The organism is Afipia sp. DC4300-2b1 (assembly GCF_049895725.1).
Taxonomy (GTDB): domain Bacteria; phylum Pseudomonadota; class Alphaproteobacteria; order Rhizobiales; family Xanthobacteraceae; genus Afipia; species Afipia broomeae.
In genome coordinates, this window is sequence record NZ_JAFCSX010000001.1 from 489,192 (window position 1) to 516,013 (window position 26,822).

Sequence of the window (26,822 nt, forward strand, 5' to 3'; positions counted from 1 at the left end):
AATGCCTCTCATCGAAGCCGACGATCTCTTCAAATTCTACCATCCGGGCGACGCAGAGGTGCGCGCGCTTCGGGGCGTCAGCCTGACCGTCGAGCGCGGCGAGGTCGTTGCGCTCATTGGGCCGTCAGGCAGCGGAAAATCCACGTTGCTTGCGTGTCTGGCGGGCCTCGACGAGCCGGACGGCGGCATCGTCACCATCGACGGTCGCCGGATGACGCGACGGCCGGAGGCGGAACGTGCAGCGCTGCGCGCCAATTCGATCGGCTTCCTCGCTCAATCAGGCAATCTCTTCGATCATCTGTCGGTTGCTGAAAACATCAAGCTGCAGATGAACCTGAGCGGGAAGTTCGATTCTTGCCGTGTCATCGAGCTCCTCAGCCTTCTCGGGCTCGCTGATCGGGGACATGCCATGCCCGCGACGCTCTCGGGTGGTGAACTTGCGCGTGCCGGATTGGCTGTCGCCCTCGCCTCCGATCCGCCGCTTCTTCTCGCAGACGAGCCGACGGCAGAAGTCGATGCCGAAACCGAGAGCCGTATTCTCGAACTTTTGGAGGCACGCCGCGCGAAAGGTGGCGCCGCGCTGATTGCGACCCATAGCAGCGCACTTGGCCTGAAGGCCTCGCGCGTCCTCGAAATCACCGATGGCCGTATCGCAGAGGTCAGGGAGCGGCGGCCTCCGGCGTTATCGGTAAGGCATCTCGAAAGGCCGTGGTCGCCAGTCACTGCCAGCCGTACAGGAGGCGCCAGCGAAACCCCTTTGGTTGAGTTGCGCAAGGCGTCCAAGCTATTCTCATCGGCCCACCAGACGATCAGTGCCGTCAAAAAAGCATTCTGCCGGATTTTTCCGTCGGACCGCATTGCCGTCATGGGGCCGTCCGGAAGTGGCAAGTCAACACTCCTCAGTCTTCTGGCCGGACTGGAGCAGCCGAGCGCCGGCACCGTGTCCTGGCCGGGACTACGCCAGGGCGAAGCATTGCGGCCACGGCAGATCGGCTTTGTATTCCAGGCGCCGTCGCTGCTGCCCGAGCTCACCGTGATCGAAAACGTCAGGCTGCCGATTCAAATCGCAGCGATCGATCCCGCTGAAGCCATGAACCCTGCGGACGCCCTTGAACGCCTCTCGCTCGGTGAGCTTGCCGACAAGCTTCCGGATCAACTTTCCGGCGGCCAGATGCAGAGGGTTGCGCTCGCAAGAGCGCTCGTGACACGGCCTGCAGCTCTTCTGGCGGACGAGCCAACCGGTCAACTCGACCGCAAAACAGGGCAAGAACTGATGGATGCGTTGCTTGCAGCGCTTGACGGAACAACGACGGCGCTCATCGTCGCCACGCACGACACTTCCGTCGCTGATCGCCTTGAGCGACGTTGGACAATGAATGCAGGCCGCTTGATGATTTATGCGTCGGAGGAAGCTGCGTGATTGTATCGTGGATCAAGGGCATCGCCCTGCATAGGTCGCGACAGCTGTTCCTCAGCGCAGCCGGCATCGCAATCGCTACGGCGTTGATCGGCGTAATTGGGGTCTTCGCCACGTCAAGCTCGCAGACCATGACGCGCAGAGCGGTGGCGAGCGTACCGGTCGATTGGCAGATCGCGCTTGGCAATGCAGCCGATCCTGCGACTTTGAAACAGATACTTTCGAAATCCGCGACGGTCACGGCCGTCGAGACAGTTGGTTATGCGGATGTCGCGGGATTCGAAGCCAGGACGGACGCAACGACCCAGACAACAGGGGCCGGCCAGGTGCTGGGAATTGGCGCTGACTATGTAAAAGCCTTTTCTGGGCAAATTCGATTGCTTGCGGGAGCAGTGGACGGAGCATTGATCGCTCAGCAGACCGCCGCCAACCTGCATATCTCGATCGGCGATACAGTTGCGATCCTGCGCGATGGCAAAACCCCCGCAAGCGTAACAATCGCCGGCGTCATCGACCTGCCGAATGCGAACGCGATGTTCCAGACGATAGGCCCGCAAAAGGGTCCCGCGCCCACGGCGCCGCCGGACAATATCTTACTGCTGCCGATGGACACCTGGACTTCCCTGTTCTCGGCGGCGATGCCGGGGGGCGGTGCAAGATTGCAAATCCACGCCTCCCTTGACCATTCGAAGCTGCCGGCGGCGCCGGAGGCGGCCTATCTGGATATAGCGGGGCGCGCCAGAAATTTCGAGGTTCGAGCTGCAGGGGTCGCACAGGTCGGCGACAACCTCTCCGCCCGGCTCGGGGCCGTGCGCCAGGATGCCCTGTTCGCTCAGATTCTACTGCTATTTCTCGGACTGCCCGGTGTTGTGCTGGCCATGTTGTTGACCATCGCGATCGTGCGCGCGGACGCCGCTCGTCGGCGACGCGAACAGGCGCTATTGAGCTTACGCGGTGCAAGCCTTGTACAAATCGCCCGGCTTGTTGTCGTGGATGGAGGCCTTGTCGCCATCGCCGGTGGCGTCAGCGGTACACTTTTAGCTGCGCTGCTTTCAACTCTAGTTCTCTCGGTGGATCTACAATCGGCAGCTGTTGTCCAGTGGTTGGCGATAACGCTTGGAGTCGGCGTCGTGCTCGCCCTCACGTCGATCTTGATGCCCACCCTGATCGATCTTCGCGAGCACACGGTCGTGTCGCGCCGCGCTGCTTTGGCGCTTGTATCAAAGCCTCTTTGGCAGAGAGCCTACGTTGACCTCCTCCTGCTCGCGCTAGCCGGGATTGTGTTCTGGCGCGTCGCCAATACGGGTTATCAGGTCGTTCTCGCGCCGGAGGGCGTCGCTGCGACGTCAGTTGATTATACCGCCTTCTTGGCACCGCTTTGCCTCTGGATCGGAGCGGGTCTGCTCGTCCTGAGGATCGGCGGCAGCGCGCTTGCGGCTGGCCGCAACGTCCTGACCAGGTTGCTTCGACCGATTAGCCGACATCTTGCAGATCCCGTGGCGGCTTCGCTCAGCCGCCAGAGTGGCCGGATTGCCGGCGGAATTGCGCTTGCTACCCTCGCCTTCTCTTTTGCGACGGCCGTCGCTGTCTTTGACACGACCTACAACGCTCAGCTGCTGGTGGATGCTCAACTCACCAATGGCGCCGATGTCACCGTTACGGGGACGAGCGCGTCCCCGGCCGGAGATCGCCTGCAAGACATACGACAAGTGCCCGGCGTTGTAGCCGCCGAGCCGATGCAGCACCGCTTCGGCTACGTCGGCAATGACCTCCAGGATCTTTATGGCATCGATCCCGGCACGATTGGTCATGCCACCACCATTGCCGATGCCTATTTCGGCAATCGCGACGCGCGCGCTACGCTGGATCGGCTGGCAAAGACGCCTGATGGCCTTCTTGTGTCGCAGGAAACCGTCAGCGATTTTCAGCTGACGGTCGGCGACCTCATCAACCTCAGGCTTCAGAACGCCGCCGACAACCAGTATCGAACAGTCACGTTTCATTTTATCGGCGTCGTGGCGGAATTTCCGACCGCGCCGCACGACAGTTTCCTCGTCGCCAATGCATCCTATGTTGCCGCACAGACAGGGAATTCCCATTCCGAGGTCGTTCTGGTTCGTAGCCGCGGCGATCCAGGCGCTGTCGCCCTGGCAATTGGAAAGGTCCTTGGTACGGAAAGCCCCCTGAAGGTGACCGAGCTTTCCCAGGCTGCGCGGCTCATCGGCTCAACTTTGACTGCGGTCGACCTGCGCAAATTGACTGCGATCGAGCTTTCGTTCGCGGTTCTCCTCGTCGCCGGCGCGACTGGCCTGGTTCTGTCGCTCGGGTTTGCTGAACGAAGCCGGGCGGCCGCGATCCTGTCTGCGCTAGGAGCAACCTCATCCGATATTCGGAAATTTGCGCAGGCGGAGGCGGCAATCATTCTCATTGCAGGCGCGGTCTGCGGATTTATTCTCGGAGAATCCGTCGCCTTTTTACTGGTTAAGGTGTTGACCGGTGTATTCGACCCGCCACCGGACGAACTTTTTCAGCCCTGGATCTATCTTGTAATTGTTGCCGCCGGAGCCGCGTTGACCACGATCATCGCCGTATGGCGCTCCAGCATCCGACTGATTAATGCGAGATTGTGAGCAATAGAACGCGGCCACGTATCTTAAGAGGAGGAACGACGCGTGAACGGTCCTGTCGGCGGCCCGCCGCAGGACCCACCAACAAGCGCCCATCGGGCCTGGAGGAATAGTCTTGGAAAATAGAATCGCTCTTTTTATCGACGGCGCCAACCTTTATGCGACCGGCAAGGCACTCGGTTTCGACATCGACTACAAGCGCTTGCTCAACGAATTCCAGAACCAAGGAACTCTGCTTCGTGCCTTCTACTACACGGCAATCATCGAAGATCAGGAATATTCGTCAATTCGCCCCCTGATCGACTGGCTCGACTACAACGGCTACACCGTCGTTACCAAGGCGACCAAGGAATTCATCGACGCCTCCGGCCGCCGCAAGGTGAAGGGCAACATGGACATCGAACTTGCTGTCGATGCCATGGAACTCGCCGAACATGTCGACCAGATCGTCCTGTTCTCGGGCGACGGCGATTTCCGCTCGCTGGTGGAAGCGGTGCAGCGGCACGGCGTTCGCGTCACCGTGGTCTCGACGATTTCGAGCCAGCCGCCCATGATCGCCGATGAGCTGCGGCGCCAGGCCGACGTCTTCACCGACCTCGTAGAGTTGCAGTCCAAGCTCGGCCGCGATCCAATCCAACGTCCAGCCCAACGCGAGGCTAGCTTTATTCGCAAGTAGCGGCAATATTCTTTCGTTTCCGTTCCGGTTTCAACGATTGGTTCTCACCAGTGCTGAGAGCACGTCGCGCAATATGCTGTCTTTGAACTTAATAATGGCCCATTCGCGATCACAGCGAACGCCTTGGTCTGGGCTTAGTATCTCGGCAACGAACGAATTTGTGTCTGTGTTCGAAATGGGCGGAGTCCAAAGGTGAAGACGGCAAGAGCGGCGCAGGTCCGACCTGGAGTGAGCCAAAAAATTGAGCCCGCCTATTTGGCGGTGTCACCATGAGGACCATGAACGTGTTGTCACCAAAAACCATCGGCGAAGCGCGGTTGTCAAATAAGCGGTTGGTCGATCGGCGCGGCCAAACCAGCGCGCCCGACCTAATAGCGTGACGGAATTTTCCGATCGTACTGCCGCCAGATTTGGCGATCGCCAATCATGCCATTCGATCAACTCAAAATTTCACTCGCAATTCTCCTCGACATTGGCGCAGCGCGCAATTTATGCTGCATGCGGTAGGCAAGGAATCAGCCTCCAACGCCACGACGTATTTTGCGGATGCGAATGATTGTTTTTCAAACCTTAGCTGTGCAGATATGACCCGGACCGACCGTGAGGGGACGTAACGAGTTTCGACCTGATATTCGTGAATCGTAAGTCGAGCCCATGTTGCTTGCCGAATTTTTCAACGCCCACTCGCCTTTGTCCAGGTTTCGCCACCACACAAACCTCCAACGCACCCTTCGACTTTGAGCGCCGTCGCACCCTCCAAACTCACGTTGCTCCGATAGGTCTTCCCGTCGTCCGCATTGTAGATCGCACCAGACCATTTGTTCGCGACAACCGGCTTCTTCCCAACGAACAACTGCAGGCCGATGATCGGGCGCGCCGGGCGAGAAGGATTTTGTTATCGACCTGCGGCTTTCCTGTTGCCCTATCGATCGGCTCTCTGAGCCATACGACTTCTGCGCAGATGGCCCTCCGCAACGCGTGATCTGAACTTTGGCGTCGCCAGCCTGGGTGAGCCAGACGCCAGTGGATCGGCGGACGTTTCTGCCCGCGCAGCCAGACCAGGATTTATCAGAGCCAACGACAGGAAAACGAGCAAACGCGTGGAGAGTATGGAGGATGCATTTCCGAACATCAAACTGGACCTGTCGTCAATGGAACAAGTTATTGATAAGTGATCGAAGCCAGTTCGACGTTAAAATAGGAATTGCAAGGGCTGAATAATCCATGCTCAATTTTCTTGCTAACCTTATCCATCTCAGTCAACAAATTTTCCAGAGCCTCTGAGCAGCCCTGAGCGATCGGTGTATCGGCCCGCAATTCTACGAGTGCATTATCGATTGATTTATCGATGCGCTTCCAGACGACCTGATTTGAAGGTCGCAATGTCGGCTCGGCATCGTCCCAACTTTTCTCAAGGTCCCGGATCTTTGAGCTGCTGCCGATTTGATGGACACCGAGATTGGGTGTTTCACGAAGCCGGAGGTGGGTCATGCGGAGACGGAGATTCAGTCGAGAGTTGAGGCGGTGAAGCTCGTCAGGGAGCGCGGGGTTTCGGCGGCACAAGCTGCACGGGACCTGGACGCTCATGAGAACGTGCAGCGCAAATGGGTTAAGGAGTTCGGCTCCGATCCTGTTCAAGTCTTCACCCGGCCAAGGGCGGAGGCCCTAGTTTCAGCAGGACTGTCTTGACAGAAGACAACGGGCGCAAGCGGCGGCTCATCGCGCCGCTCCTCGAAGGACCACCAGAATGACCAAGCCGATCAGCGCCGCCGCCTCATCCATTGAGGCCGCCATATCGCGGCTGATGGGCAGCGGCGACGTCCAGGCGACATTCACAATCGCTCGGTTGGCATCAGAGGCCGGACTCTCCCGCGCGACACTTTACAGGGCGCCCGAACTGCTCGAGAGATTCCGGATCGCCATCGCGTTGCATCAACGAGAGGTGAAGAGTCTACCGTCCCCCACAGATCGCGTGCACCAGCTCGAAGCCGAGATTGCCGCCCTAAGCGGTCGCGAGACCGACGAGCTTCGCGCGCCCTGCGGTCACCCAACCGGAACATGGCGCAACATATCCAGGCTCTCAGCCTCCCCGTGCGCCAGCAAAAGCAACGGACTGCTCGGCTCAAGCTGAACCGTCGGAGTCGAGACGCGTTGCAACGCTTTTGGCACTCGCCGAGACGCCGCCACGTTGACGAGTTTTTCCTTGTTCGGATAGTATGCGTCGGCGCCGGTAGCCGCGGTCAGACCGGATGAAGGCTTCGAGCATATGCGGGATCAATGTTGCTGCGTCGACCGGCTCGTAAAGCCGGCTGTGCTCGGCGGCATAGCGGTCGAGTTCTTCTTTCAGAGGCTCAGGGATACCGACCGTCATGCGGACGAGACCGACCTTCGGCAAGCGGCCAAGTTTCAGATCCGCCATGCGTCGCCTCCCTCCCTAAATGCGACAGAGACATGTTGACTGTTCAGATAATCGGCGTAAGTCACCAGATCGCGATGTATGCTCGCCGGCAGTTCGAACGTGACCTTGACTGGCTTGGCATCCTCGAATGCTCCGAGCTTAAGCTTAGGCATCGTCCTTATCCCTTGTAAGTCTCAAGCACCAGGTCGCGATTGACAATCACTCGGACCGGATATCCCGGACGGATCGTCAACGTTGGCTGGATGTTGAGATTGCGGCGAACCACCTGTTGGCCGGTCTGGTTGAGAGAGTCACCTGCCCCACGCTGCAGCGCCTGAAGGATGGCACCGTTGGTGCTGTTCGCATCCGTTCCCGAATTCACCTGGGTGCCGACCGCAAGCAACGTCGAGAGCGCAGCTGCTCCGAGCAACTCCTTCCAATGGTAGTCGACCTCATCCTCAAGGCCGGAGTATCCCGCGGCATCCGCGCCGGGCTGTCGTTCCAGCACGATCGAGCGCCCATTCGGCATGATGAGCCGGGTCCAGACCAAGAGCACGCGAGACTGCCCGAACGCGACTTGGCTATCGTAAATCCCTATCAGGCGCGCTCCCTGTGGAATTAGTTTCGCGCGGCCAGTTGGAGAATCAAAAACCGCCTCTGTTACCTGCGCGGTGATTTGGCCGGGAAGATCGGAGCGAATTCCTGTCATGAGAGCTGCGGGAATGATCGTTCCCGCCTGCACGACGAACGGAGACGTAGGACGTGAAAGCCTGTCAGGCGCCGTAGTCCGCCGATCGACGGGAGCATTGACGAACAGCAGTTTGCGATCCTGCCCGTTCTGCACGAAGGTTTCGTCAGAAGATGACGCGGTGTTGGTGACCGTTTCCTGGGATGGGGCACGTGGCGGCGTGACGGGCGCGGTGGTTGGCACAAATACTTTGCTGGTCCGAGCCGCCTCGGTGTCCTGGTTGACGCGCTGTTGTTCGGCATCAATCCCGATCGGCGCTGATTGTCCTTCCGCCGAAACGATGGGACGCCCCAGGCCTCCCGGTAAGGGCGGTCCGAGCCGGGGAACATCGTGAGGAACGCCGGCATAGTCTTTCGGCAACGTCGCGAGCCCATCTGCGATGTTGTGATGATCCGTGCGGTAGAGTTCGTCCGGCGCCGGATTGTGCGGATGATTGCCCCTCAGCGCCCACAGAACCGCGCCAGAAATGAGCAGCAAAGCCATCGCGGTGCCGCCGGCAAGGACCTTCCGGGAAAGCCGCGTGATCCTGGGGCGCTCTGCACGCAGACGCAAGGCCTGCGCGGGATCGTCAGGTGATAGCCCTGGTCCAGATACAGGACCTCGGCTCTCGCTTGGGCCATTGTCCGTCACGATCGTCCCCCGTCGTTTCTGACAATTCGGACTTTCTGCTGCTTGTCTCCGCCAAGGCGAAGCTCGGCCGCGGCGAACAAACGATCGGCAATCACGACATTCCTGTAGACGCGATAGTTGACGAGTTCGGGTTTGCCGTCCTGGCCAATCACGAACAATGGCGGCATTTCGCCCTGGCCGATCCCGGGCGAGAATTCGATATAGACCTTGCGACCGTCGTCATAGGCATTCACTGGCCGCCAGGGCGGATTGTCGCCTTCGATGACGTAGCGGTACCGGCGCTGATCCAACTCCGGGATGAGCGGCGTTAGCGGCACCGTCCGGGAGCGGCTCGACCGGTCTTCCGGATAGAACCAGGCGACCGACGGCATGTAGAGCTTCTCGCGAGAGCGAAGTTCGATGAGGTAGGTTCGTCGATCGGTGTTGACGACAAGGTTGGTCTCGATAGTGGGGCGCGTTGGCTTGACCATGATGTGAACGCGCCTGGTATCACCGCTGCCGCTCTCAGTATCGGCGACGATCCAGCGTACTGTATCGCCGGCCGCGAGCGGCCCCGAACCGGTCAATTGTTCGCCCGGTTCGAGCGCGATATCCGTAATCTGCCCGGGCGAGGCATAGATTTGATAGAGCGCGCCAGGACTATAGGGAAAGACCTGGACGGCGTTGAAATACCCTGCCCGCCGCGGCTGGACACGCGCCACATCGTTGGCAATCTCGACGCGACCGGTCGGGTCCTTCGACTCTGCTTCACCCTTGTTGCCGCCACGAGTTGGAGTCCAAGCCGGAGGGACATGCAGGGGACGCGCGTGGTCATCCGCCGGCATCGGGAGATCGGGAGATGGCGGCACCTCATCATCATAGCTGATCTGTGGCGGCTTGAAGGTCGTGCAGCCGGAGAGCGCGACCGAGAGAAGAAAAGCGAGATGTAAGGGCACCCGATTCCATTCGAGGTACGCGGATCGCGGTACGGGTTTTGTCACTAGCCGAGCTCCTTCGACCAATTGATGGCGTTGACGTAGACGCCGAGCGGATTCTTGCGGAGACGATCGGCATCGCGCGGGGTTTCGATGACGACGGAGAGGATCGCGGTCCAGCGCTCGGTTGTGGCGAGTTGGCCGCTGTCATAACGGCGTTCAGTCCATGCAATCCGAAAGCTCTCCGGCGAGGCGCGAATGACGCTGGAGATTTCGACCGCAACTTGTGTGTTGCCGAGCCTGGCAAAGGGGTTGTTGCTACGTGCGTAGTCGTTCAGCGCTGCAGCGCCACGATCGGTCGTAAAGTCGTAGGCGCGGAGCCAACCCTGCCGCAGCACAATGGCGTCCGATGGAAGGCCTCGCACATCTTCGATGAAGCGTGCGAGATGAAACGCGATTTGCGGATCGGTCGGCTGATAGAAAGGACTCGCCGGCGCGACCGCCTGGGCCTGACCGAGATGGTCAATCTCCACCACCCATGGCGTGACGGTGCCTTTGGTGGACTGCCAGACGAGGCCGGCGGCGAGCCCTCCCGACAACAACAGACATCCGAATGCCATCAACCGCCAGTTTCTGGCTTGAACGCGCGCTGACCCGATGCGCTCATCCCAGACCTGGGCCGCTTTCTGGTAAGGCGTCACCGGCTCTGGCGTGCGGCCGTAATGAACGGATGGTCGTTTGAACATCACTGCCCTCCCTCGGACAGGTCGACGGAGGATCCGCCGCCGGCACTATCGCCGCTACGGACGGCGTGGATGGCGGCGGACACGCCCTGGTTCACGGTCTGCGCGCGCTTCATGCGACGTGCCCAGGCCGGTGGCGCATCTGTCGTCGGCGAACCACTAGTCAGTCCGGCTGCCATACGGCGCAGCGGGCTGACGATTGCCGAGCCGCCTGCGCTGGCGACACCACTTAATCCTCCGGCTCGGTAGGCACTTGCCGTTCCTGTCGCTAGAGTGGCTGCCCCACGGGTGCCGGCCAGGAGCGCGCCACCTGCCAGTCCCGCACCGCCGGCTGCGAGGCCTGCACCAGCGACGATGGCGCCCCCTGCGGCGAGGCCAGTGCCTACTGCGGCGCCGGCACCGAGTTGCGGTCCGCCGGACACGATGCCGTTGGCAATGCCGGGCCCAAAGATGCCGAGGCCGAGAAGGGAAAGTGCCCCAAGCACGAGCGCCATGGCGTTGTCGATGGTCGGCTGGTTGCCGGCAAATCCTGCCGTGAATTGCGCAAATAGAGTCGAGCCGATGCCGACGATGACGGCCAGCACCAGGATCTTGATCCCGGAAGAAATCACGTTGCCGAGCACGCGCTCGGCGGCAAAAGCGGTCTTGCCGAACAGGCCGAACGGGATCAGCACGAAGCCAGCGAGCGTCGTCAGCTTGAACTCAATCAGGGTGATGAAGAGCTGGATGGCCAGAATGAAGAAAGCCAGCAGCACCACGATCCAGGCGAATAGCAGGACTGCGATCTGGATGAAGTTTTCAATGAAGCCGACATACCCCATCAACCCCCAGGCCGAGTCCAGGAGAGGCCGTCCGGCATCTAGCCCGACCTGAGCAATCTTTCCGGGCCTCAAAAAATCGGCGGAGGAAAGGCCGATGCCGGAGGCTTTCAGACCCAAACCAGCAAAACTTTCGAAGATGACGCGCGCAAGGCTGTTCCAATTGCCGATCAGAAAGGCGAAGACGCCGACAAAGAGGGTCTTCCTGACAAGGCGTGCCAGGATGTCCTCGTCTGCGCCCCATGCCCAAAACAGGCCTGCCAGCGTGACGTCGATTGCCGCCAGCGTCGTGGCGAGGTATCCGACTTCGCCTCCGAGCAGCCCGAAGCCGGAATCGATGTATCGGGTAAAGGTCTCCAGGAACTGGTCGATAACGCCGGTGCCGCCCATCCGCTTATTCCTTCCCAGACTGTGGAATTGAATTATGCGGCCCGAGCCTCGGCCCGCTGTCGCCCTCAGGGGGTATGAACAATGGCGACGCGCCGTGAGAAGTGGCGCTTTCCGATGATTTTGGAGATGGCTGCTCGAGGAATTGGCGACGCTTCTCGGCCCAGGCCTTGCGACATTCCGACAGAGCCTCTTTCTGCTCCGAGGTCACGGAGCGGCACTCCGCGAGTTTTTTCGCCAACGGATCGGACGCCTGGTCAAAGGACGTGGCGGGCGCGGTTTGGTTTTCCTCGTCACGCAGGCGAATCGCGCAGGCCGCGACTATGAGGACGACGAGCACCATGGCCACCATCATCGGCAGCTTATCGAGTATTGTCTTCTTCATCAGTGAAACATCCGAACGGCTGTGGGTTTATATCCCTGGCCCGGGGTCAGGAAGCGGCGCAGCTGCTCCCTGCTCTGGTCCTGCGCGGCGGCACGCTGAGCAGACTCCAGGTTCTGTGCGCGTCCATGGGCCGCGACGACCGCCGTGAGGTCGGCTAGCTGCTGGGCCTGCAGAGCCAAAAGCTGATTGCCGGCCTGGCTCGCCTGTAGAGCCCCGGTCGCGCCCTGGCTCGCGGTGACCAGCGCTGACATCTGGGTGCGGTTGGTATCGAGGTTGCCGACGACCGTGGCCTGCGTCCTCATGGCGTCCTGCAGGCCGACAAGCGCGTTCTGCCAACGTGTCTGCGCGTTTGCGATCAACGCCTGATCCGAGATACTGGATGTTGCCGGCGCATACGTCGTTGAAAACGCACGATCAATCTGCCCGACGTCGTAGGCGATGCGCTGGGCCTGAGCGAGAAGCCGCTGGGTCCGCTGGATCGATTGCTCCAGTTGCAACAACGACGAGAACGGCAACGTTGCCAGGTTCTTCGCCTGGTTAACGAGCATCTGCGCCTGATTCTGCAGAGACGCGATCTGGTTGTTGATCTGCTGCAGGCTGCGAGCGGCTGTCAGCACGTTTTGTGCATAGTTATTGGGATCAAAAACGACCAACTGCGCCGACGCGGGTCTCAAGCTGACGGCAACGGTGATCGCAATCATGCTGGCGGTGGCGAGGCGGTAGAGGCGGTAGAGGCGGTTCATTTGGAAGCCTCCAATTTGTCGAGATGCGGGATGAGGTCGGTCGCCCAGGAGATGTCGCGCGCCCTGAGCCAGCCGCGCACAAAGTCCTCACGGCCGTGTTCGGCAAGGACCTGTTCGATAAGGGCTTGGTCGGCTTTGGAGGAAGCGGCCGTGAAGGCCAGGGCAACCTCGCCGAGACCGAGCTCGAACAGGCGATTGCCTCGGCGCGACTGACAGTAGTAGTCGCGCTTCGGCGTTGCGCGCGCCAGGATCTCGATCTGCCGGTCGTTAAGCCCAAAGCGCCGGTAGATCGTCGCAATCTGAGGCTCGATGGCGCGGTCGTTCGGCAACAGAATGCGCGTCGGGCAGCTCTCGATGATGACAGGCGCGATCGCAGAGCCATCGATGTCAGCCAATGACTGGGTGGCGAAAATAACGGACGCATTCTTCTTGCGAAGCGTTTTCAGCCACTCACGCAGTTGACCCGAAAACCCTTCGTCATCGAGCGCGAGCCATCCTTCATCGATGATGAGCAGAGTTGGCCGGCCATCAAGCCGTGCTTCGATACGGTGGAACAGATAGGAAAGGACTGCTGGTGCGACTGCGGTGCCAATCAGCCCATCGGTCTCGAAGACCTGGATGGATGCATCGCCAAGGCGTTCGAATTCCGCATCGAGAAGCCGGCCATAAGGCCCCCCAAGGCAATAAGGCTGCAGAGCCTGCTTCAAGCCATTCGACTGAAGAAGAACGCAAAGACCCGTCAGGGTCCGCTCTTGGATTGGTGCTGAAGCAAGCGAGGTCAGTGCCGACCATAGATGATCCTTGGTTTCCGGCGTGACCTCGACTCTTTCACGACCGAGGATTGCGGTGATCCACTCTGCTGCCCAACCCCGCTCGGATGGTTCGTCAATTGCCGCAAGCGGCTGAAGCTCAACGAACTCCGCGGATTCGCCCGAGAGCACGCCGCCGATGTCATGCCAATTGCCGCCCATAGCCATGGTCGCAGCACGTACCGAACAGCCAAAATCGAACGCAAAAATCTGAGATTCGCCGTAGCGCCGGAATTGCAACGCCATCAACGCCAACAGCACCGATTTACCGGCGCCGGTCGGTCCCACCACCAGCGTATGTCCGACATCGCCGACATGAAGCGAAAAACGAAACGGTGTTGAACCTTCCGTCTTGGCCAGGAACAGCGGTGGCGCCTTGAAATGATGGTCCCTCGCCTCCCCGGCCCATACGGCCGACAGCGGGATCATGTGCGCCAAATTGAGGGTTGAGATCGGTGGCTGACGGACATTGGCATAGACGTGTCCGGGTAGGCTGCCGAGCCAGGCCTCGACTGCATTCACCGTCTCGATCATGCAGGTGAAATCCCGGCCCTGGATCACCTTTTCGACGAGGCGGAGCTTCTCGTCAGCGGTCGCGGGGTCGGTGTCCCAGACTGCGATCGTCGCTGTGACAAAGGCCTCTCCGATTTGGTCGGAACCCAACTCCTGGAGCGCCGCATCGGCATCCAGCGCCTTGTTATGCGCATCGGTATCGAGGAGCGCAGACGCCTCGTTGGTCATCACCTCCTTCAGGATTGCGGCCACTGACTTGCGTTTGGCGAACCATTGCCGTCTGATCCTGGTCAGAAGCTTTGTCGCATCCCCTTTGTCGAGCATGATCGCGCGGGTCGACCAGCGATAGGCGAAGGCAAGACGGTTCAGGTCGTCGAGAATCCCGGGCGTCGTCGCCGTCGGAAACCCGACGATGGTCAGGACGCGCAAATGCGCTGAACCGAGCATCGGCTCAAGCCCGCCGGTGAGCGGCCGATCGGCGAGCAGCGCATCGAGATACATGGGAACTTCGGGTACCCTGACCCGATGCCGTTTGGTCGAGACCGTCGAGTGCAGGTAAGTGAGGGTCTCCTCGTCATCGAGCCAGGCGCATTCCGGCATAAAACCTTCGACGAGTTGCAACACGCGGTTGGTACGGTCCATAAACCCGCGGAGGATCTCTCGTGCATCGGCGTCGACGGTGCGGTTGCTGCCTTCGTAAAGCAGCCGCTCTGCTCTCGCTGTGCCCTCGGCCGGCGGCAGATAAAGAAATGTCAGGAAGTAACTCGACTCGTAATGGGCGCCGGCTTCTTCGAACTGCGCTCTCCGCTCCGCATCGACCAAGGCGGAAGCTACATCCGGAAAGGTGTTGGGTGGATAAGCTCCCGCGGAATGGCGCTGGGCTTCGACAAAGATTGCCCACCCGGATTCAAGCCGGCGCAGCGCGTTGTTGAGGCGACCGGCAACACCAACAAGCTCTGCCGGCACGGCGCTATCGAGGTCCGGCCCCCGAAACTTCGCCGTGCGCTGGAACGATCCGTCCTTATTCAGAATGATTCCTTCATCGACAAGGGCAGCCCACGGCAGAAAATCGGCGAGCCGGGTATTGGAACGACGGTATTCGGCAAGATTCATCATGGGAGGCCTCACGTGTTGAGATGACCGGGGATGCGGAGGTGTCGGCGGACGACCTCGACAAAGTCAGGGTCGCGTTTCGCGGCCCAGACGGCGACCACGTGGGCGATGAACCAAAGCAGGAGGCCGGTGACCCAGAGGCGCAGACCGATGCCGAGCGCAGCGGCGAGCGTGCCGTTAATGATGGCGATGGACCGTGGCGCGCCACCCATCAGGATCGGCTCGGTCAGCGCGCGATGTACCGGCGTCACGAAGCCTGGGATCTGCTCATCCATCAGATCGTCACTCCGCCCCCAAACGAGAAAAACGACAGAAAGAAGCTCGAGGCGGCAAAGGCGATCGACAGGCCGAACACGATCTGGATGAGCCTGCGGAAGCCACCCGACGTGTCGCCGAACGCGAGCGATAGCCCGGTGACGATGATGATGATGACGGCGATGATCTTGGCGACCGGCCCTTCAACCGATTGCAGAATCTGGTTGAGCGGTTGCTCCCACGGCATGTTGGAGCCGGCGGCCTGGGCCGTACTGGCCCTCATGAGGACCGTTGCGAATATTGCAGCAGCGACGAAGCCTCGCCTGAGAGTCAGAGTCATACTCATGATTGGTCCCCTATTGCTGTCAGGCTGTAGTCGCCGGAGGTTCCGGGTCCTATGACGCTAGTGAGTTCGGCCAGACGGCGGTCGGCGCCGCGTCCGCAAAGGACGGCGATGACATTGATGGTTTCCGCGATCAGGGCGCGTGGCACCGTGACGACCGCTTCCTGGATCAGCTGCTCGAGCCGGCGCAACGCGCCAAGCGCCGTGCCGGCGTGAATTGTGCCGATTCCGCCGGGATGCCCGGTTCCCCAAGCCTTGAGCAGATCGAGCGCCTCGGCGCCGCGCACCTCCCCGATCGGGATGCGGTCGGGCCGCAGGCGAAGCGATGACCGCACAAGGTCCGATAGCGAGACCACGCCGTCCTTGGTACGAAGCGCGACAAGATTTGGCGCCTTGCACTGAAGCTCTCGCGTGTCCTCGATCAGAACGACCCGATCCGAGGTCTTGGCAACTTCCGCCAGGAGTGCGTTGGTCAGCGTCGTCTTGCCGCTGGAGGTGCCGCCTGCCACAAGGATATTCTTGCGTGCTTCGACCGCGCCTTTCAAAGCGTTGGCCTGACCCGAAGTCATGATTCCGGCGGCGACGTAGTCATCCAGCGTGAATACGGCGACGGCTGGTTTGCGGATGGCAAAGGCCGGTGCCGCAACCACCGGCGGCAATAATCCCTCGAAGCGCTCCCCCGTCTCGGGCAACTCGGCCGAGATACGCGGGCTGGCCGCGTAGACTTCGGCGCCCACATGGTGGGCGACCAATCGAATGATCCGCTCTCCGTCCGGGGCAGACATCTTTTCTCCGGTATCTGCCAAGCCACTCGACAGCCGGTCGATCCACAACCGCCCATCAGGGTTGAGCATGACCTCAACGACAACAGGATCTTCGAGGAAGCGTGCGATCGCGGGACCGAATGCTGTGCGCAGCATGCGCGCGCCGCGCGAAATTGCCTCCGATTGAATGGAATGGATTGCCACCGCCGTCCCCCAACGAATGAGGCCGTCCCGAGCGGCCTCAGATGGGGTTGAATAGAAAAGGCAGGAAATGGCTCAGCGCAACAAGGCAGTTACTGGGTTAGTAGCCTGGCGTAGGAAAAGAAAGATAAAGGAGTGTCCACACGGCGGCGTGAACAACGGCTTGTAAGGTCAGCCGCTCGATCGTTAAGACTGCGGTTTCGCTATTGTAGGTCGTGTATCTGAGCGCACGGTTTCTATCGTCACGATCTTGATAGGCACGAATTCGATCCTGCAGCGACCCATAGCCGAAGCGACGGGCTTCCAAGAATAACCGCCGCCTGATATGGTAGTCTCATGGAGCAAGCCTGTACAATTTTGCAATTCCTCGCGCTATCGGAGCGCTTGAAGCGTGAGTTGCGGCACAGCTGGTTATCAGATGGACGACGCGAGAGCGTCGCCGAGCATACCTGGCAAATGGCGCTCATGGCGCTGCTTGCTTATCGTCATCTTGAACTGCCAGTCGATATCGGGCGTGTGCTCAAGATGATCATTGTGCACGATTTGATTGAAGCCATAGCTGGCGACGTGCCGTATTTCGAAGAGGGAGAGAGAAAGGAACTCAAAGCAGAGCGCGAGCGCGCCGCAATCGAGGAAATCCGCTCAATGGTAGCGGGCGAAACCGGCCAAGAACTATTCGAACTGTGGCACGAGTTTGAGGCCCGAGCGACCGCAGAGGCAAGATGTGCTTCTGCGCTCGATCATCTTGAAGTGCAGATACAGCACAACCTTGCCAGCATCGACACTTGGGAACCAATTGAGTACGATCTCGTCTACACAAAAATGCTCGACCGATGTTCACATGATGCGTTTTTGACAAGCCTGTGTGGCGCTGTCCGAGATCAGGCAGAGAACAAGATGTTGGCATCTGGCATCGACGTTGCATCGATCAAGCACAGGCTCGGAATGGCCTGATTTCCGTCACGTCTGCCGTTGGCCCATTGCGCCGCTTCGTTGCACTGCGGAGTTGATCGCTATCAGAGAATAGCGGTCTCCCAATCACTCTGACCTGAGTTGGAGTGAGCGGTCTGCGGAACGACCGGGATAAGATCGAGCTTGGTACGTTCTCATTCCGAGTTCGATGAGAAGTGTCGCCCATCTCGATCCTTTAGTGGCCTGCTCAACATCGTGCGACCGCGCTTTGCGAGACTTCCCATGCGCCCTGCTTACCAATCCACTCCGTCACACGCCTCAAAAATGGGTCGCTCGAAGGCTGGCCTTCCGGATCCGGCCGAGATGCCGCGCGGTTTGGCAGGCCGGGCGAACAGACGGCAGAGGCCTTTGCCGAACGTGCTTATCCACGGCATCGCAAACCACACCAACGCGGCCGTTTGAAGGGCAACACTGAGACCGAATGCGGCCTGATAGGCGGCTACCGGATAATGCCCGTCCTGAGACGGCCATTGTCCGACCACGAGCCCAATGCCGTATTGAACCATGAACGCCCAGCCGAAGTGCAAGAGGTTGAGAGCGCCGTTGGCGCGCGCGGCAAATTGCTTGGGGAAATAATCGGCGATGGCCGCAAAGCTTAGCACGGTTGCGGCGCCTGCGATCGACACCATCGACCAAGGCAGAAGGGACGGCAAGGGAACGCGCAAAATCAGCGCAAGTTGGGCCACCACGAACAGTCCTCCCATGCCCGCCAACAGGATTTCCGTTCTTATGTTGTGTTTGCGTAGACGATCGGCCATGGCACCGACAAACAAGGCTCCAAAGCTAAGTACAACAGCCATAAGGAACATTTGATGGACGCGGCTCTGTTGGTCGAATCCTTCTACATCCGTAAGCCAGGCTGCGGCCCACAATGACTGCAACGCCCAAGACGAGCCGATGCAGGCCGCCGACAGCGGTGCAACTCTGAGGAATCGCGGATCTGAATAAACCGACCGCAAGGTAAGTGGCTTTTGAGCGGGCGTACCGATCTCCGAATCCGCGGCCCGTTCCGGAACGATCATATAGATGAGCCCAGCAACTACGACCGTCCCTATGGTCAGGACTTCAAACAGGCTTCGCCAGCCAATCCAATTCAGCAACCAATCGGTCGGCGCCGTCGCCGTGACTGCTCCCAGAGATCCCAACATGATCATCCAGCCGTTCATGAGCGCGACGCGCTCTCTCGGAAACCATGTGACGACGGCCTTGAGTCCGGCCATCAACGAGCCGGCAACGCCGAGTCCAATCATGGCGCGCGCCACAAGAAGCTCGGGGAAGCTTGATGCGGTACCGAACAGCGTGGCGCCGCCGGCCGCGATGACCAGCAGCACGCCCTGGACTCGACGCGGCCCAAGCCGATCCAGAAATACCCCTATTGGAATCTGGGCCAGCCCAAAGACCAGGAAATAGACCGACGCCAGCAGCCCGACCTCTGCGGCGTCGAGCCCAAAGTCGGAGGCCAATGCCGGCGAGATCGCGGCATTGATGGTTCGAAAGAGGTAGGCAAGATAGTAACCAGCGGCGAAGGGCAAGAAAACAGAGAGGATCAGGCGCCATTTTGAAGGCGAGGGCTTCTGCGAGATCTCCGCGTCCCTCGTCAATTCCGAATCGGAATCGATAGGTCTTGGCTGCGGGATCGGCTTTCCATGTTCAACGGCATCAAGCCGGCCGGCCGAGCGCGCTTGGACGTTGGCGAAAGTACATGTTGCCGCCGCCCTCCCCGGCGGCAGCGAACGATGCGGGCTTGATATCAAGCCCTTCCGTAGCAGGTCCTTGCTCTCTGTGTTGCTGATTGGGGCAGCGCGATATCTGGTTGGCTTCGCAGTCGCTAGAATTGAGACGATCAATCGTGTCCTGCATCAAGGGCCGGCCCTGCCGAACGCGGCGGTCGACCTGCTCGGCCAGAACCTTGAAGCGCTGGTCGCCGAGGCGAGTTGCTTCCTGCTGCCGCGCTTGCGGGAGCGGTGGCATCACTGCAAGGTGATACCGGGCGTGCAGCGCGACGGTTTCGGCCATGATCCGCATGTTTCGCTCAAGGCGGTCGAGCTTATCGTCCATGTCGTCAAACCGGTCCCTCACGGTATCTTCAATCGAGGGGGCTACGCTCAAAAAGCGTTCAAGAGCGGCTTCGACGACCATGCTCTTGCCGACACCAGGACGTTCAGTTGCAGCGGCAAATCGATTGTAGAGTTCCTCGGTAAGCCTGATCGTCACCTTGCGGCTTCGTTTAGGCCTACGCGTCGAAACCCGCGAAGCGTCCACTTCTGCGTGGCTAGCCTGCATATCGACTTCGCTCTGGATCTGCATGACCATCTTCCCATTCGCCAAGGACACACTGATCGTTTGCACCGTGCATTCCGGCACGAGATCAGGCGATCAATCCTGAACGAAATAAGAAAAGAACCTCATCGGCGTTGCTTTCAAGCGAACGAAGATGTCGATCGTAGTCTGGCGCAGCAAAAGAAAGGAATGGCGAGGTCAATCAAGCCGAACCAGGCTCGCTCGATTGCTTACCCTGCGGCTCGGCATCCACGGATATTTCTTGTGCCAGGCTCTGGCCCTTGGCCAGCCTTCGTGCCAACGCTTCGACAAACCGTTCGTAACGTTCGCGTCCCTTGGCTTGCGCAGCAGGAAGTGCTGCCTCAGGTACAGGCGACGTTGCGGTCAGCCAGAACCGCACGAACAGAGCGATCGCTTCATTGGAGATCGTGACATGACGTTCGAGCCGCTCGACCTGTCGCGTCAGTCGGTCCAGCCGTTTTCCAAGAGCGGCTTCCATTCTCTCGGAATTGTCCGGCGACAGAAACGAGGCCAGTGCCGTCTCGACGACGAACGCCTGATGCACGCGCTTTCGACCGGCATAGTCGGCGAGTTGCCTGGCAAGCTCGGGCGGCAGACGAAATGTGTGTTTGGTCCTCATCTCTCAGCTCATAGGCCGAGGCCGTCGCCGGGATCCATCGCCGCCTGGCGGGCGATATCCGCCCCCTGCTTTCTCAGGGTCGCCGCGCGCTGGACCTCATCATCCGCCTCTTCGTCAGCAAAATCGAATTCGGCCTTCGCCGGGCCAGGTTCTGCTGCGACTTCTTCATGTTTGGGAAGCTCCGGCTCCCGCCGAAGGCCGCTATTGGCTGGATCATTGCTTGTTTCGGCAGTCCGGGGCTGAACTATTGGTCTGGCTTCAGCGATATCCGCAATAGGCCGGTGCAGGCCGCTCCAGTCATCATTGCGCATCTCGCGACGCCCTGGATTTTCATCAGGCTTCGCGGGAGGAATGACGCGCTCGCGAAATCGCTCGTCTTCGAAATAGCGCGCTTTCTTGGCGCGGATCGGCGAGCATCCGGAAACCAGGACCAGTTCGTCGTCGGGCGGCAATTGCATCACCTCGCCCGGTGTCAGCAAGGGACGCGCGGTTTCCTGCCTTGATACCATCAGGTGTCCCAGCCATGGACTGAGCCGATGACCAGCATAGTTCTTCATGGCACGCAGCTCGGTTGCCATTCCCAGTGCATCCGAGATGCGCCGTGCGGTCCGCTCGTCGTTGCTTGCGAAGCAAACGCGGACATGACAGTTGTCGAGGATCGAGTTGTTTGGACCGTAGGCCTTCTCGATCTGATTGAGCGACTGGGCGATCAGGAAGCTCTTGAGCCCATAACCCGCCATGAACGCCAACGCCGATTCGAAGAAGTCGAGCCTGCCAAGGGCGGGAAACTCGTCCAGCATCAGCAGCAGCCGATGTCGACGCCTTTGAGCATCCAGATCCTCCGTCAAACGCCGACCGATTTGATTGAGGATCAGGCGTATCAGCGGCTTGGTCCGACTGATGTCGGACGGCGGTACGACCAGATATAACGAGGCCGGTCGCCTGGCTTCGACGAGATCGCTGATTCGCCAATCACTCCATCGCGTCACCTGCGCGATGACGGGGTCCCGGTAGAGACCAAGGAACGACATTGCCGTCGAAAGGACGCCAGAGCGCTCGTTCTCACTCTTGTTCAGGAGCTCGCGTGCGGCTGAGGCAATGACAGGATGTGGACCGGATCTGCCAAGATGCGCTGTCGTCATCATGGCATTTAATGTGACCTCGATTGGCCGCCGCGGATCGGACAGGAAATTGGCTACCCCAGCAAGTGTCTTGTCCTCCTCCGCGTAGAGCACATGGAGGATGGCGCCTACCAGCAGCGAATGGCTTGTCTTCTCCCAGTGATTGCGCTTCTCCAACGCTCCTTCGGGATCCACGAGCACATCCGCGATGTTCTGGACATCGCGCACCTCCCACTCTCCACGGCGGACCTCCAGAAGTGGATTATAGGCGGAAGATCTTCGGTTGGTCGGATCGAACAGCAGGACCCGGCCGTGCCGGGCGCGAAATCCCGAGGTCAGATTCCAGTTCTCTCCTTTGATATCGTGAACAATACAACTGCCCGGCCAGGTCAGCAGGGTCGGAATGACAAGGCCGATGCCTTTGCCTGATCGGGTCGGTGCGAAACACAGGACGTGCTCAGGTCCATTATGCCGAAGGTAGTTGCGGCCGAACCGGCCGAGCACGACGCCATCCTGGCCCATGAGCTGCGCGGACCGCAGTTCTGAAGCCGCCGCCCAACGCGCCGAGCCATACGTTGCCGCCGTCTTTGCCTCGCGCGCCCGCCAGATCGACATTGCAAAGGCAACGACTATCGAGATGATGCCGCCCGATGCCGCGATGCAGGCGCCTTGCAGAAATATTCTTGGCGCGTAGGCGTCATAAGCGTACCACCACCAGAAAAACGCCGGTGGATAATAGATGGGCAACCCACCAACTAGCTCAAACCATGGTCGGCCCAACCGCGGCTGAAAGCCCAGCTTCCAGGCAACCCATTGTGTCGCCCCCCACATCGTGAGGAGGACGATGCCAAGCACGACGCAGGTTTGGCCCCAAAGCACCTTGGTCGAAGACATAAGTGCAGGGTGCAAGGTGTTCGCAACCGTTCAAGATGAATTCGCCTTCAGGCGTACGCCTTCGGATCGGAGCGTAGAAATCGGACAGGAGCGCGCCGAACTGGGCCGTGAACCAATAAATCTTCCCAGACCGCTTGCCGGAGTCCGCTATTCTCCGACAGCGACGAAATTCCGCAGCGCAGCATACGACGCGATGGGCCGACAAGCGACATTTCGCACTCGGTTTGGAATGAAAGTGGCGGCCCTACGTTGGCGGCTGTGCGCTATTGAGAAGCTGGGAAATGGCAGTGACAAGCTGGGCGGGGGCAAACGGCTTGGTCAAAAGAATGCTGTTGGGAACGCCGTGCGAGGCCCACTGATCGGCCGCCGCGCCCGTCATGTAGATGACTGGAAACGCCGGGTCGATCTCTCTGGCCTGTTTGCCGCCCTCCCATCCGTCCATCTTGCCCTGCAGATTGATGTCGGTGACAAGCGCGCGGCATTTGGTGCTGCCGCCCTTTAGCAGGGTGACCGCTTCTTCACCCGAAGTGGCGATGACCAGCTCGAAACCTCCATCGGTGATTGTTCTTCCACGAGGGTCTGAATCAACGGGTCGTCCTCTACGACCAGGATCACAAGCAAATCTTCCGCCACTTCCCAACTCCGCGGCTGCCCAGCCAAAAACAGTACGCAAAAGCTAGGGATCCGTTCCATGAGAAATGTCCAAAAGTATACATAAGCGAAAAAGCGCGGCCCGGCATCTGTGCACTTGTGCACACAAAAGTCGGGTGTGGTCAGTTTATTATCGACACCAGGAGCAGGGGCACTTCGGGATGGCAGCGCGACGTCGAAACGATCCGAACGACATCGGACGGCCGTTCAACAACCTTTTGCGGCGGCTCAGCGCCGGCGACTTTGCTTTGATCGCGCCACATCTCGCGCATGAAGAGGCCAAGGCCAGCGACCTGCTTTATGATCCGGGCGACGATGTCGAGATCGTCCACTTCCCGTGCGGGCCGAGTCTTGTGTCATACATGGTCTCCAGCGAAGACGGCCGCGACGTCGAAACCATTCTGGTCGGCCGCGAAGGCGCTGTCGGCGGAATTGTCAGTCAGGGATATCTGCCGGCCTATACGCGCATCATAGTCAAGTTCGGCGGACCGTTCGTGCGGCTGCATGTCGGAAAGCTGAATGCTGCGAAAACAAAGTCGGCCACGCTGCGCAATGTGTTTGCGCGCTATGCTGACTGCATGCTGGCCCAGATCTTCCAGTCTACCGCCTGCAATGCGATCCATTCGATCGAGCAGCGCACGGCGAAGTGGATCATCGCAGCGATGGAGCGCACCAACGGCGAGGACGTGGTGCCGCTGACGCATGAGCAGCTTGCGACCATGCTCGGGGTCGGCCGCAGCTATGCCAGCCGCGTGATTCATACGTTTAAGGCGGAACGGGTTCTGGAGACCCGCCGCGGCTCGATCCTGGTGCTCAACCGCGAAGCCCTGCGGATCCGGGCCTGCCTTTGCGACGAATGCGTCAAAAACCACTTCGAAAAAGTGCTACAGGGCGTGTATCCCACCGAAGAGGCCCACCGCGGTTGAAGTCGGCGCAACCGCGCCGATACGTGGCTAGAATTATGCGAGCTGGCCGTCGGTCATGATGCGGCGGTGCAGATGATCGATACCTCCGTCGTGCGCGTGCGCCAGCACGGAGCATGCATCTCGGACAACAATCACCAAGCTATGGGTCGCTCGCGACGCCTCACGCAAGATTCACGCGGTCGTGGACACCAATGACCTACCGATCCATCTCGCGCTCACGCCCGGTGAGGCGCATGACAATCGGCCTCGTTCGGTCTCCTCAGTGCCTTGTTCCCACAAATGATGTTACTCGCGGATCGTGGGTACGACGCGGAATCGATCAGGGAGCTTGCCCGCCAGCAAGGAGCATGGGCGAACATTCCGCCGAAACGAAATCGCAAAGGCCCGATCTGCTTCAGCCCGTATCTGTATCGCGCGCGTAATTTAATTAAGCGGCTTCTCCAACAAGATCAAGCAATGTCGGCGCGTCGCAACCCGATATGACAAACTCGCGGCTAACTGTCTCGCGTTCGTCAAAATCGCATCAATCCGAATTTGGCTGCGTGCTAATGAGTCCGCGTCCTAATCAAGCACGCTCCTTTTGGCAGACGCTACCGCCGCGGCAACGATGGGAACGATGGGCAATCCAAAGCCATTCATCTTCGGACGCGGCATCTACTTCGTTGGCGACAGGCGAACGAGTGCGGGCGTGGCTCCAGAGCGGTTACAAACCCAACCCGCGTTTCCTCCCAAATTCCCATTCGATGCCCCCGGTCTCGCGTTGAATGCCGGCAATGAATTGACCGATGCGCTTTTCGAGAACCGGCTGCCAAGGCACCAGCCGAAAGCCGAGCCCATCCTCGATCATGGCGAAGCGTCCGCTTGCAAGAGAGGCAGCGCCAGTGAGCCGGCCGCTGATATATTCGCCCGCTTTGCTGGGTGTGAACGTCAGGCCGCGCTCGGCAGCCATTTGACGGCCGACGCGCTCCACCTCGCGCTGCTCAAGATTTGCGATAGCCTGCGCCGGGACCTGGATGGCACCTCGTCTTAAGGTGGCATGACCCATTTTGACGAGGTGCTCGGCGCGGCGATGGAGAGCGTCTCGGACATCGCGGCCAAAGCCGCCGTCAGCGGTGACCAGAGGCTCCCGAGCCGTTAGTTCCCGATCGAGCCAGGTGGCGGCGTCACTGGCAATCTGTCGCTCGAGATTTTGCGGCGAGAGGGTCGTGATCCTCGGACCCTCACCACCTCTGGTGCGATCGTAGGCCTGGCCGCGCTCGACGATATCGCCGGGGACCTTCCATTGATCTTCACCGAGGCGTTCGACATGCCCTTCCCGACGCAGAGCCTCCAGCCTTCGGACATGCGAGCGGACGAAGGATTCGGGATCCTTACCCTCTCGTTCGAATTGCTCGCGGATGCGCCGCAGATGCTGGCTTGGGCGGTAGATTTGATCCTTCTCGCCCGCGTTGAGAGCGATGTTGCGATCAGCGGCTCGCGGTCCGGAAATGGCCGGCGCCACCTCCACGATCATGTCGCGCTCGATGTCCTTCAGATGAGAAGCATCGGGGAATTCCATGTGGTGGACGCGGCCGTCTATCCCGTCGACGACCAGATAGATCCGCTCGTCCATCTCATCGCCAGCCAACCCTTTGGCCAGGACGCGACCTGTGACTCTCTCGCTCGGCCGGACACCGTGGCGGACGTATTGATCGACGCCGCGTTCTTCATCAAGCCCGTGAGTTGCGAGCGCTCGGTGCATGGTCTTGATGACATCATTGCGATCGGAAAGCTCCTTCAAGGTGACCTCGGCGCGGTCAGAGATAGCCCACTGCCCGGTCTCGATCTCATGCGTCAGTCCATAGTGCTCCAGGTGCTTGACCCGTGCGATCATGAGCCCGCGGTTCTCACGAAACGCATAGGTCGTTCCTCCTCCCGGCCTCAGGTCAACAATTCCCCTCTCGCGCTGCTCGGTAGCGAGCATCTTGTCGAGCCGAGTCCACCGCTCCGCCTCAACCTCCGTCTTCAATTTGGACTGAAGCTCGATCTCGCTCTGGTGTCCGAGTTCCAGCGTCACCAGCTCGGAAGCCCGATGACGGATGCCGTGGGCGATATAGTCTCCGGCGATATTGAGGATGCCCCCTCCCTCCAGGACACCGCGGACGATGATGTGGGTATGCGGATGGCCGGTGTTGTAATGATCGATCGCGATCCAATCGAGGCGCGTCTCGAGGTCGTTTTCCATCTGTCGCATGAGGTCGCGCGTGAAACTTCTGAGATCGGCCATTTCATTGGAGTCTTCCGGTGCCACAATGAAGCGGAACTGATGTCGATCCTCGCGTCCTCGCTCGACGAATGCCTTGCCACCAGCGTCGTCCTCAGAGGCCGAATAGGCCTTCCCTTTCTCGCCGTCGCGGTTGACTCCATCCCGCTCGAGGTAGCGGAGATGAGCATCGACAGCCTTGCTCGCCGCCTTGGCCCTTTCCGGACCATGCAATGCTCGCTTCCGTCCCTGGGCGTTAAGCTTGACGATCCTCGCCTTGACGGCGACGCGGCGCGAGCGGAAGCGCCCGCTCGAATCCCGTTGCCAACCACCGTTCTGACCATCGCGGAGAAATATGGGGACGACTTTCGCGCCCCGGCCTCGCGCATTGAACCGACCGGTTCTTGTCCCTCCGCGCCCTTCGCCGCCAGCCGGTCCGCGTCCAATCCTGTTAGGATCCCCCCCGGCCCTCCTGACGGCCACCTGAACCTGCTTCAGGAACGGCTGAGACCGCAGACCACCACGCGGCTTGATCCGGGTCCCCCGGCTGCCGACGCGTCCGGGTCGCACATGAAAATCGTCGCTTTGATCTGTCGCCATGAGCTGACGATC

The 26,822-nt window shown here is 60.1% G+C and carries 24 protein-coding genes and 4 pseudogenes; 8 read left to right on the forward strand and 20 right to left on the reverse strand.

What is annotated here, in order from left to right:
* Position 1: 1 nt before the first annotated feature.
* The 3 genes from ACP7AL_RS02460 to ACP7AL_RS02470 all read left to right on the forward strand — a co-directional run bounded on the left by ACP7AL_RS02460 (position 2) and on the right by ACP7AL_RS02470 (position 4,720).
* Entirely contained in the window at positions 2-1,420 is a 1,419-nt protein-coding gene (locus ACP7AL_RS02460; RefSeq protein ID WP_425988467.1) for an ABC transporter ATP-binding protein, read from the forward strand.
* Positions 1,417-4,047: an ABC transporter permease gene (locus tag ACP7AL_RS02465; RefSeq protein WP_425988470.1), complete on the forward strand. Its 2,631-nt coding sequence runs from the start codon at positions 1,417-1,419 to the stop codon at positions 4,045-4,047. Before ACP7AL_RS02460 ends, ACP7AL_RS02465 begins: the two co-directional genes overlap by 4 nt.
* A gap of 112 nt (positions 4,048-4,159) precedes the next feature.
* Positions 4,160-4,720, forward strand: a complete 561-nt coding sequence (locus tag ACP7AL_RS02470; RefSeq protein ID WP_425988473.1) for an NYN domain-containing protein — start codon at positions 4,160-4,162, stop codon at positions 4,718-4,720.
* Between the two features lie 673 nt (positions 4,721-5,393).
* Here ACP7AL_RS02470 and ACP7AL_RS02475 read toward each other — a convergent pair.
* Both ACP7AL_RS02475 and ACP7AL_RS02480 read right to left on the reverse strand, forming a co-directional pair.
* A pseudogene (locus ACP7AL_RS02475) lies at positions 5,394-5,852 on the reverse strand (DUF2147 domain-containing protein).
* A gap of 29 nt (positions 5,853-5,881) precedes the next feature.
* Positions 5,882-6,211, reverse strand: coding sequence for a hypothetical protein (locus ACP7AL_RS02480; protein WP_425990046.1), 330 nt, complete (start codon positions 6,209-6,211; stop codon positions 5,882-5,884).
* Between ACP7AL_RS02480 and ACP7AL_RS02485 the strand changes: the two are divergent.
* A pseudogene (locus ACP7AL_RS02485) lies at positions 6,203-6,364 on the forward strand (transposase); the annotation flags it as partial. The gene ACP7AL_RS02480 and the pseudogene ACP7AL_RS02485 overlap by 9 nt on opposite strands.
* A gap of 103 nt (positions 6,365-6,467) precedes the next feature.
* Positions 6,468-6,851 carry a hypothetical protein gene (locus tag ACP7AL_RS02490; protein WP_425988476.1) on the forward strand — a complete coding sequence of 128 codons (384 nt, stop codon included), beginning with the start codon at positions 6,468-6,470 and terminating at the stop codon, positions 6,849-6,851.
* On the opposite strand, the gene ACP7AL_RS02495 is transcribed toward ACP7AL_RS02490, so the two are convergent.
* The 12 genes and pseudogenes from ACP7AL_RS02495 to trbB all read right to left on the reverse strand — a co-directional run bounded on the left by ACP7AL_RS02495 (position 6,843) and on the right by trbB (position 16,487).
* Entirely contained in the window at positions 6,843-7,139 is a 297-nt protein-coding gene (locus ACP7AL_RS02495; protein ID WP_425988479.1) for a DUF2274 domain-containing protein, read from the reverse strand. The two genes, ACP7AL_RS02490 and ACP7AL_RS02495, sit on opposite strands and share 9 nt — an antisense overlap.
* A 35-nt stretch (positions 7,140-7,174) precedes the next feature.
* Positions 7,175-7,291, reverse strand: a pseudogene (locus ACP7AL_RS02500) (DUF2274 domain-containing protein); the annotation flags it as partial.
* A 5-nt stretch (positions 7,292-7,296) separates the two neighbouring features.
* Positions 7,297-8,496 carry a TrbI/VirB10 family protein gene (locus ACP7AL_RS02505; protein ID WP_425988482.1) on the reverse strand — a complete coding sequence of 400 codons (1,200 nt, stop codon included), beginning with the start codon at positions 8,494-8,496 and terminating at the stop codon, positions 7,297-7,299.
* Positions 8,493-9,431 carry a P-type conjugative transfer protein TrbG gene (gene trbG, locus ACP7AL_RS02510; RefSeq protein ID WP_425988485.1) on the reverse strand — a complete coding sequence of 313 codons (939 nt, stop codon included), beginning with the start codon at positions 9,429-9,431 and terminating at the stop codon, positions 8,493-8,495. The genes ACP7AL_RS02505 and trbG overlap by 4 nt, the downstream gene beginning before the upstream one ends.
* Positions 9,432-9,475: 44 nt before the next feature.
* Complete coding sequence (gene trbF, locus ACP7AL_RS02515) at positions 9,476-10,156, reverse strand: conjugal transfer protein TrbF (RefSeq protein WP_425988488.1); 681 nt, start codon at positions 10,154-10,156, stop codon at positions 9,476-9,478.
* Entirely contained in the window at positions 10,156-11,361 is a 1,206-nt protein-coding gene (trbL, locus tag ACP7AL_RS02520) for a P-type conjugative transfer protein TrbL (protein ID WP_425988491.1), read from the reverse strand. The genes trbF and trbL overlap by 1 nt, the downstream gene beginning before the upstream one ends.
* Before the next feature lie 4 nt (positions 11,362-11,365).
* Positions 11,366-11,743, reverse strand: coding sequence for a putative entry exclusion protein TrbK-alt (trbK-alt, locus tag ACP7AL_RS02525; RefSeq protein ID WP_425988494.1), 378 nt, complete (start codon positions 11,741-11,743; stop codon positions 11,366-11,368).
* Complete coding sequence (gene trbJ / locus ACP7AL_RS02530; RefSeq protein WP_425988497.1) at positions 11,743-12,486, reverse strand: P-type conjugative transfer protein TrbJ; 744 nt, start codon at positions 12,484-12,486, stop codon at positions 11,743-11,745. Before trbJ ends, trbK-alt begins: the two co-directional genes overlap by 1 nt.
* Positions 12,483-14,924 (reverse strand): conjugal transfer protein TrbE, encoded by a 2,442-nt coding sequence (gene trbE / locus ACP7AL_RS02535; protein ID WP_425988500.1) that lies wholly within the window; start codon positions 14,922-14,924, stop codon positions 12,483-12,485. Before trbE ends, trbJ begins: the two co-directional genes overlap by 4 nt.
* Before the next feature lie 8 nt (positions 14,925-14,932).
* Positions 14,933-15,196 carry a VirB3 family type IV secretion system protein gene (locus ACP7AL_RS02540; protein ID WP_425988503.1) on the reverse strand — a complete coding sequence of 88 codons (264 nt, stop codon included), beginning with the start codon at positions 15,194-15,196 and terminating at the stop codon, positions 14,933-14,935.
* Positions 15,196-15,516, reverse strand: a complete 321-nt coding sequence (locus ACP7AL_RS02545) for a TrbC/VirB2 family protein (RefSeq protein ID WP_425989997.1) — start codon at positions 15,514-15,516, stop codon at positions 15,196-15,198. The genes ACP7AL_RS02540 and ACP7AL_RS02545 overlap by 1 nt, the downstream gene beginning before the upstream one ends.
* Before the next feature lie 2 nt (positions 15,517-15,518).
* A complete protein-coding gene (gene trbB / locus ACP7AL_RS02550; protein WP_425988506.1) occupies positions 15,519-16,487 on the reverse strand; it encodes a P-type conjugative transfer ATPase TrbB in 969 nt (322 codons plus the stop codon).
* Positions 16,488-16,820: 333 nt separating this feature from the next.
* On the opposite strand from trbB, the gene ACP7AL_RS02555 reads away from it, so the two are divergent.
* Positions 16,821-17,438 (forward strand): HD domain-containing protein, encoded by a 618-nt coding sequence (locus tag ACP7AL_RS02555; protein ID WP_425988509.1) that lies wholly within the window; start codon positions 16,821-16,823, stop codon positions 17,436-17,438.
* A gap of 251 nt (positions 17,439-17,689) precedes the next feature.
* On the opposite strand, the gene ACP7AL_RS02560 is transcribed toward ACP7AL_RS02555, so the two are convergent.
* From ACP7AL_RS02560 to ACP7AL_RS02580, 5 genes are all read right to left on the reverse strand, one after another.
* Complete coding sequence (locus tag ACP7AL_RS02560) at positions 17,690-19,057, reverse strand: MFS transporter (protein WP_425988512.1); 1,368 nt, start codon at positions 19,055-19,057, stop codon at positions 17,690-17,692.
* 58 nt (positions 19,058-19,115) lie between these two features.
* On the reverse strand, positions 19,116-19,763 hold the full coding sequence (locus ACP7AL_RS02565; protein ID WP_425988515.1) for a hypothetical protein: 648 nt from the start codon (positions 19,761-19,763) through the stop codon (positions 19,116-19,118).
* Between the two features lie 175 nt (positions 19,764-19,938).
* Positions 19,939-20,376: a CopG family transcriptional regulator gene (locus tag ACP7AL_RS02570; RefSeq protein WP_425988518.1), complete on the reverse strand. Its 438-nt coding sequence runs from the start codon at positions 20,374-20,376 to the stop codon at positions 19,939-19,941.
* Positions 20,377-20,384: 8 nt separating this feature from the next.
* Positions 20,385-22,391: a conjugal transfer protein TraG gene (locus tag ACP7AL_RS02575; RefSeq protein WP_425988521.1), complete on the reverse strand. Its 2,007-nt coding sequence runs from the start codon at positions 22,389-22,391 to the stop codon at positions 20,385-20,387.
* A gap of 244 nt (positions 22,392-22,635) precedes the next feature.
* Positions 22,636-23,064, reverse strand: coding sequence for a response regulator (locus ACP7AL_RS02580; RefSeq protein ID WP_425988524.1), 429 nt, complete (start codon positions 23,062-23,064; stop codon positions 22,636-22,638).
* A 139-nt stretch (positions 23,065-23,203) separates the two neighbouring features.
* Here ACP7AL_RS02580 and ACP7AL_RS02585 point away from each other — a divergent pair, with 139 nt between their 5' ends.
* Together ACP7AL_RS02585 and ACP7AL_RS02590 are read left to right on the forward strand one after the other, a co-directional pair.
* On the forward strand, positions 23,204-23,968 hold the full coding sequence (locus tag ACP7AL_RS02585; RefSeq protein WP_425988527.1) for a Crp/Fnr family transcriptional regulator: 765 nt from the start codon (positions 23,204-23,206) through the stop codon (positions 23,966-23,968).
* A gap of 3 nt (positions 23,969-23,971) precedes the next feature.
* Positions 23,972-24,533: pseudogene (locus ACP7AL_RS02590) on the forward strand (IS5 family transposase); the annotation flags it as partial.
* A gap of 138 nt (positions 24,534-24,671) precedes the next feature.
* On the opposite strand, the gene ACP7AL_RS02595 reads toward ACP7AL_RS02590, so the two are convergent.
* A complete protein-coding gene (locus tag ACP7AL_RS02595; protein ID WP_425988530.1) occupies positions 24,672-26,810 on the reverse strand; it encodes a DUF3363 domain-containing protein in 2,139 nt (712 codons plus the stop codon).
* Positions 26,811-26,822 lie beyond the last annotated feature (12 nt).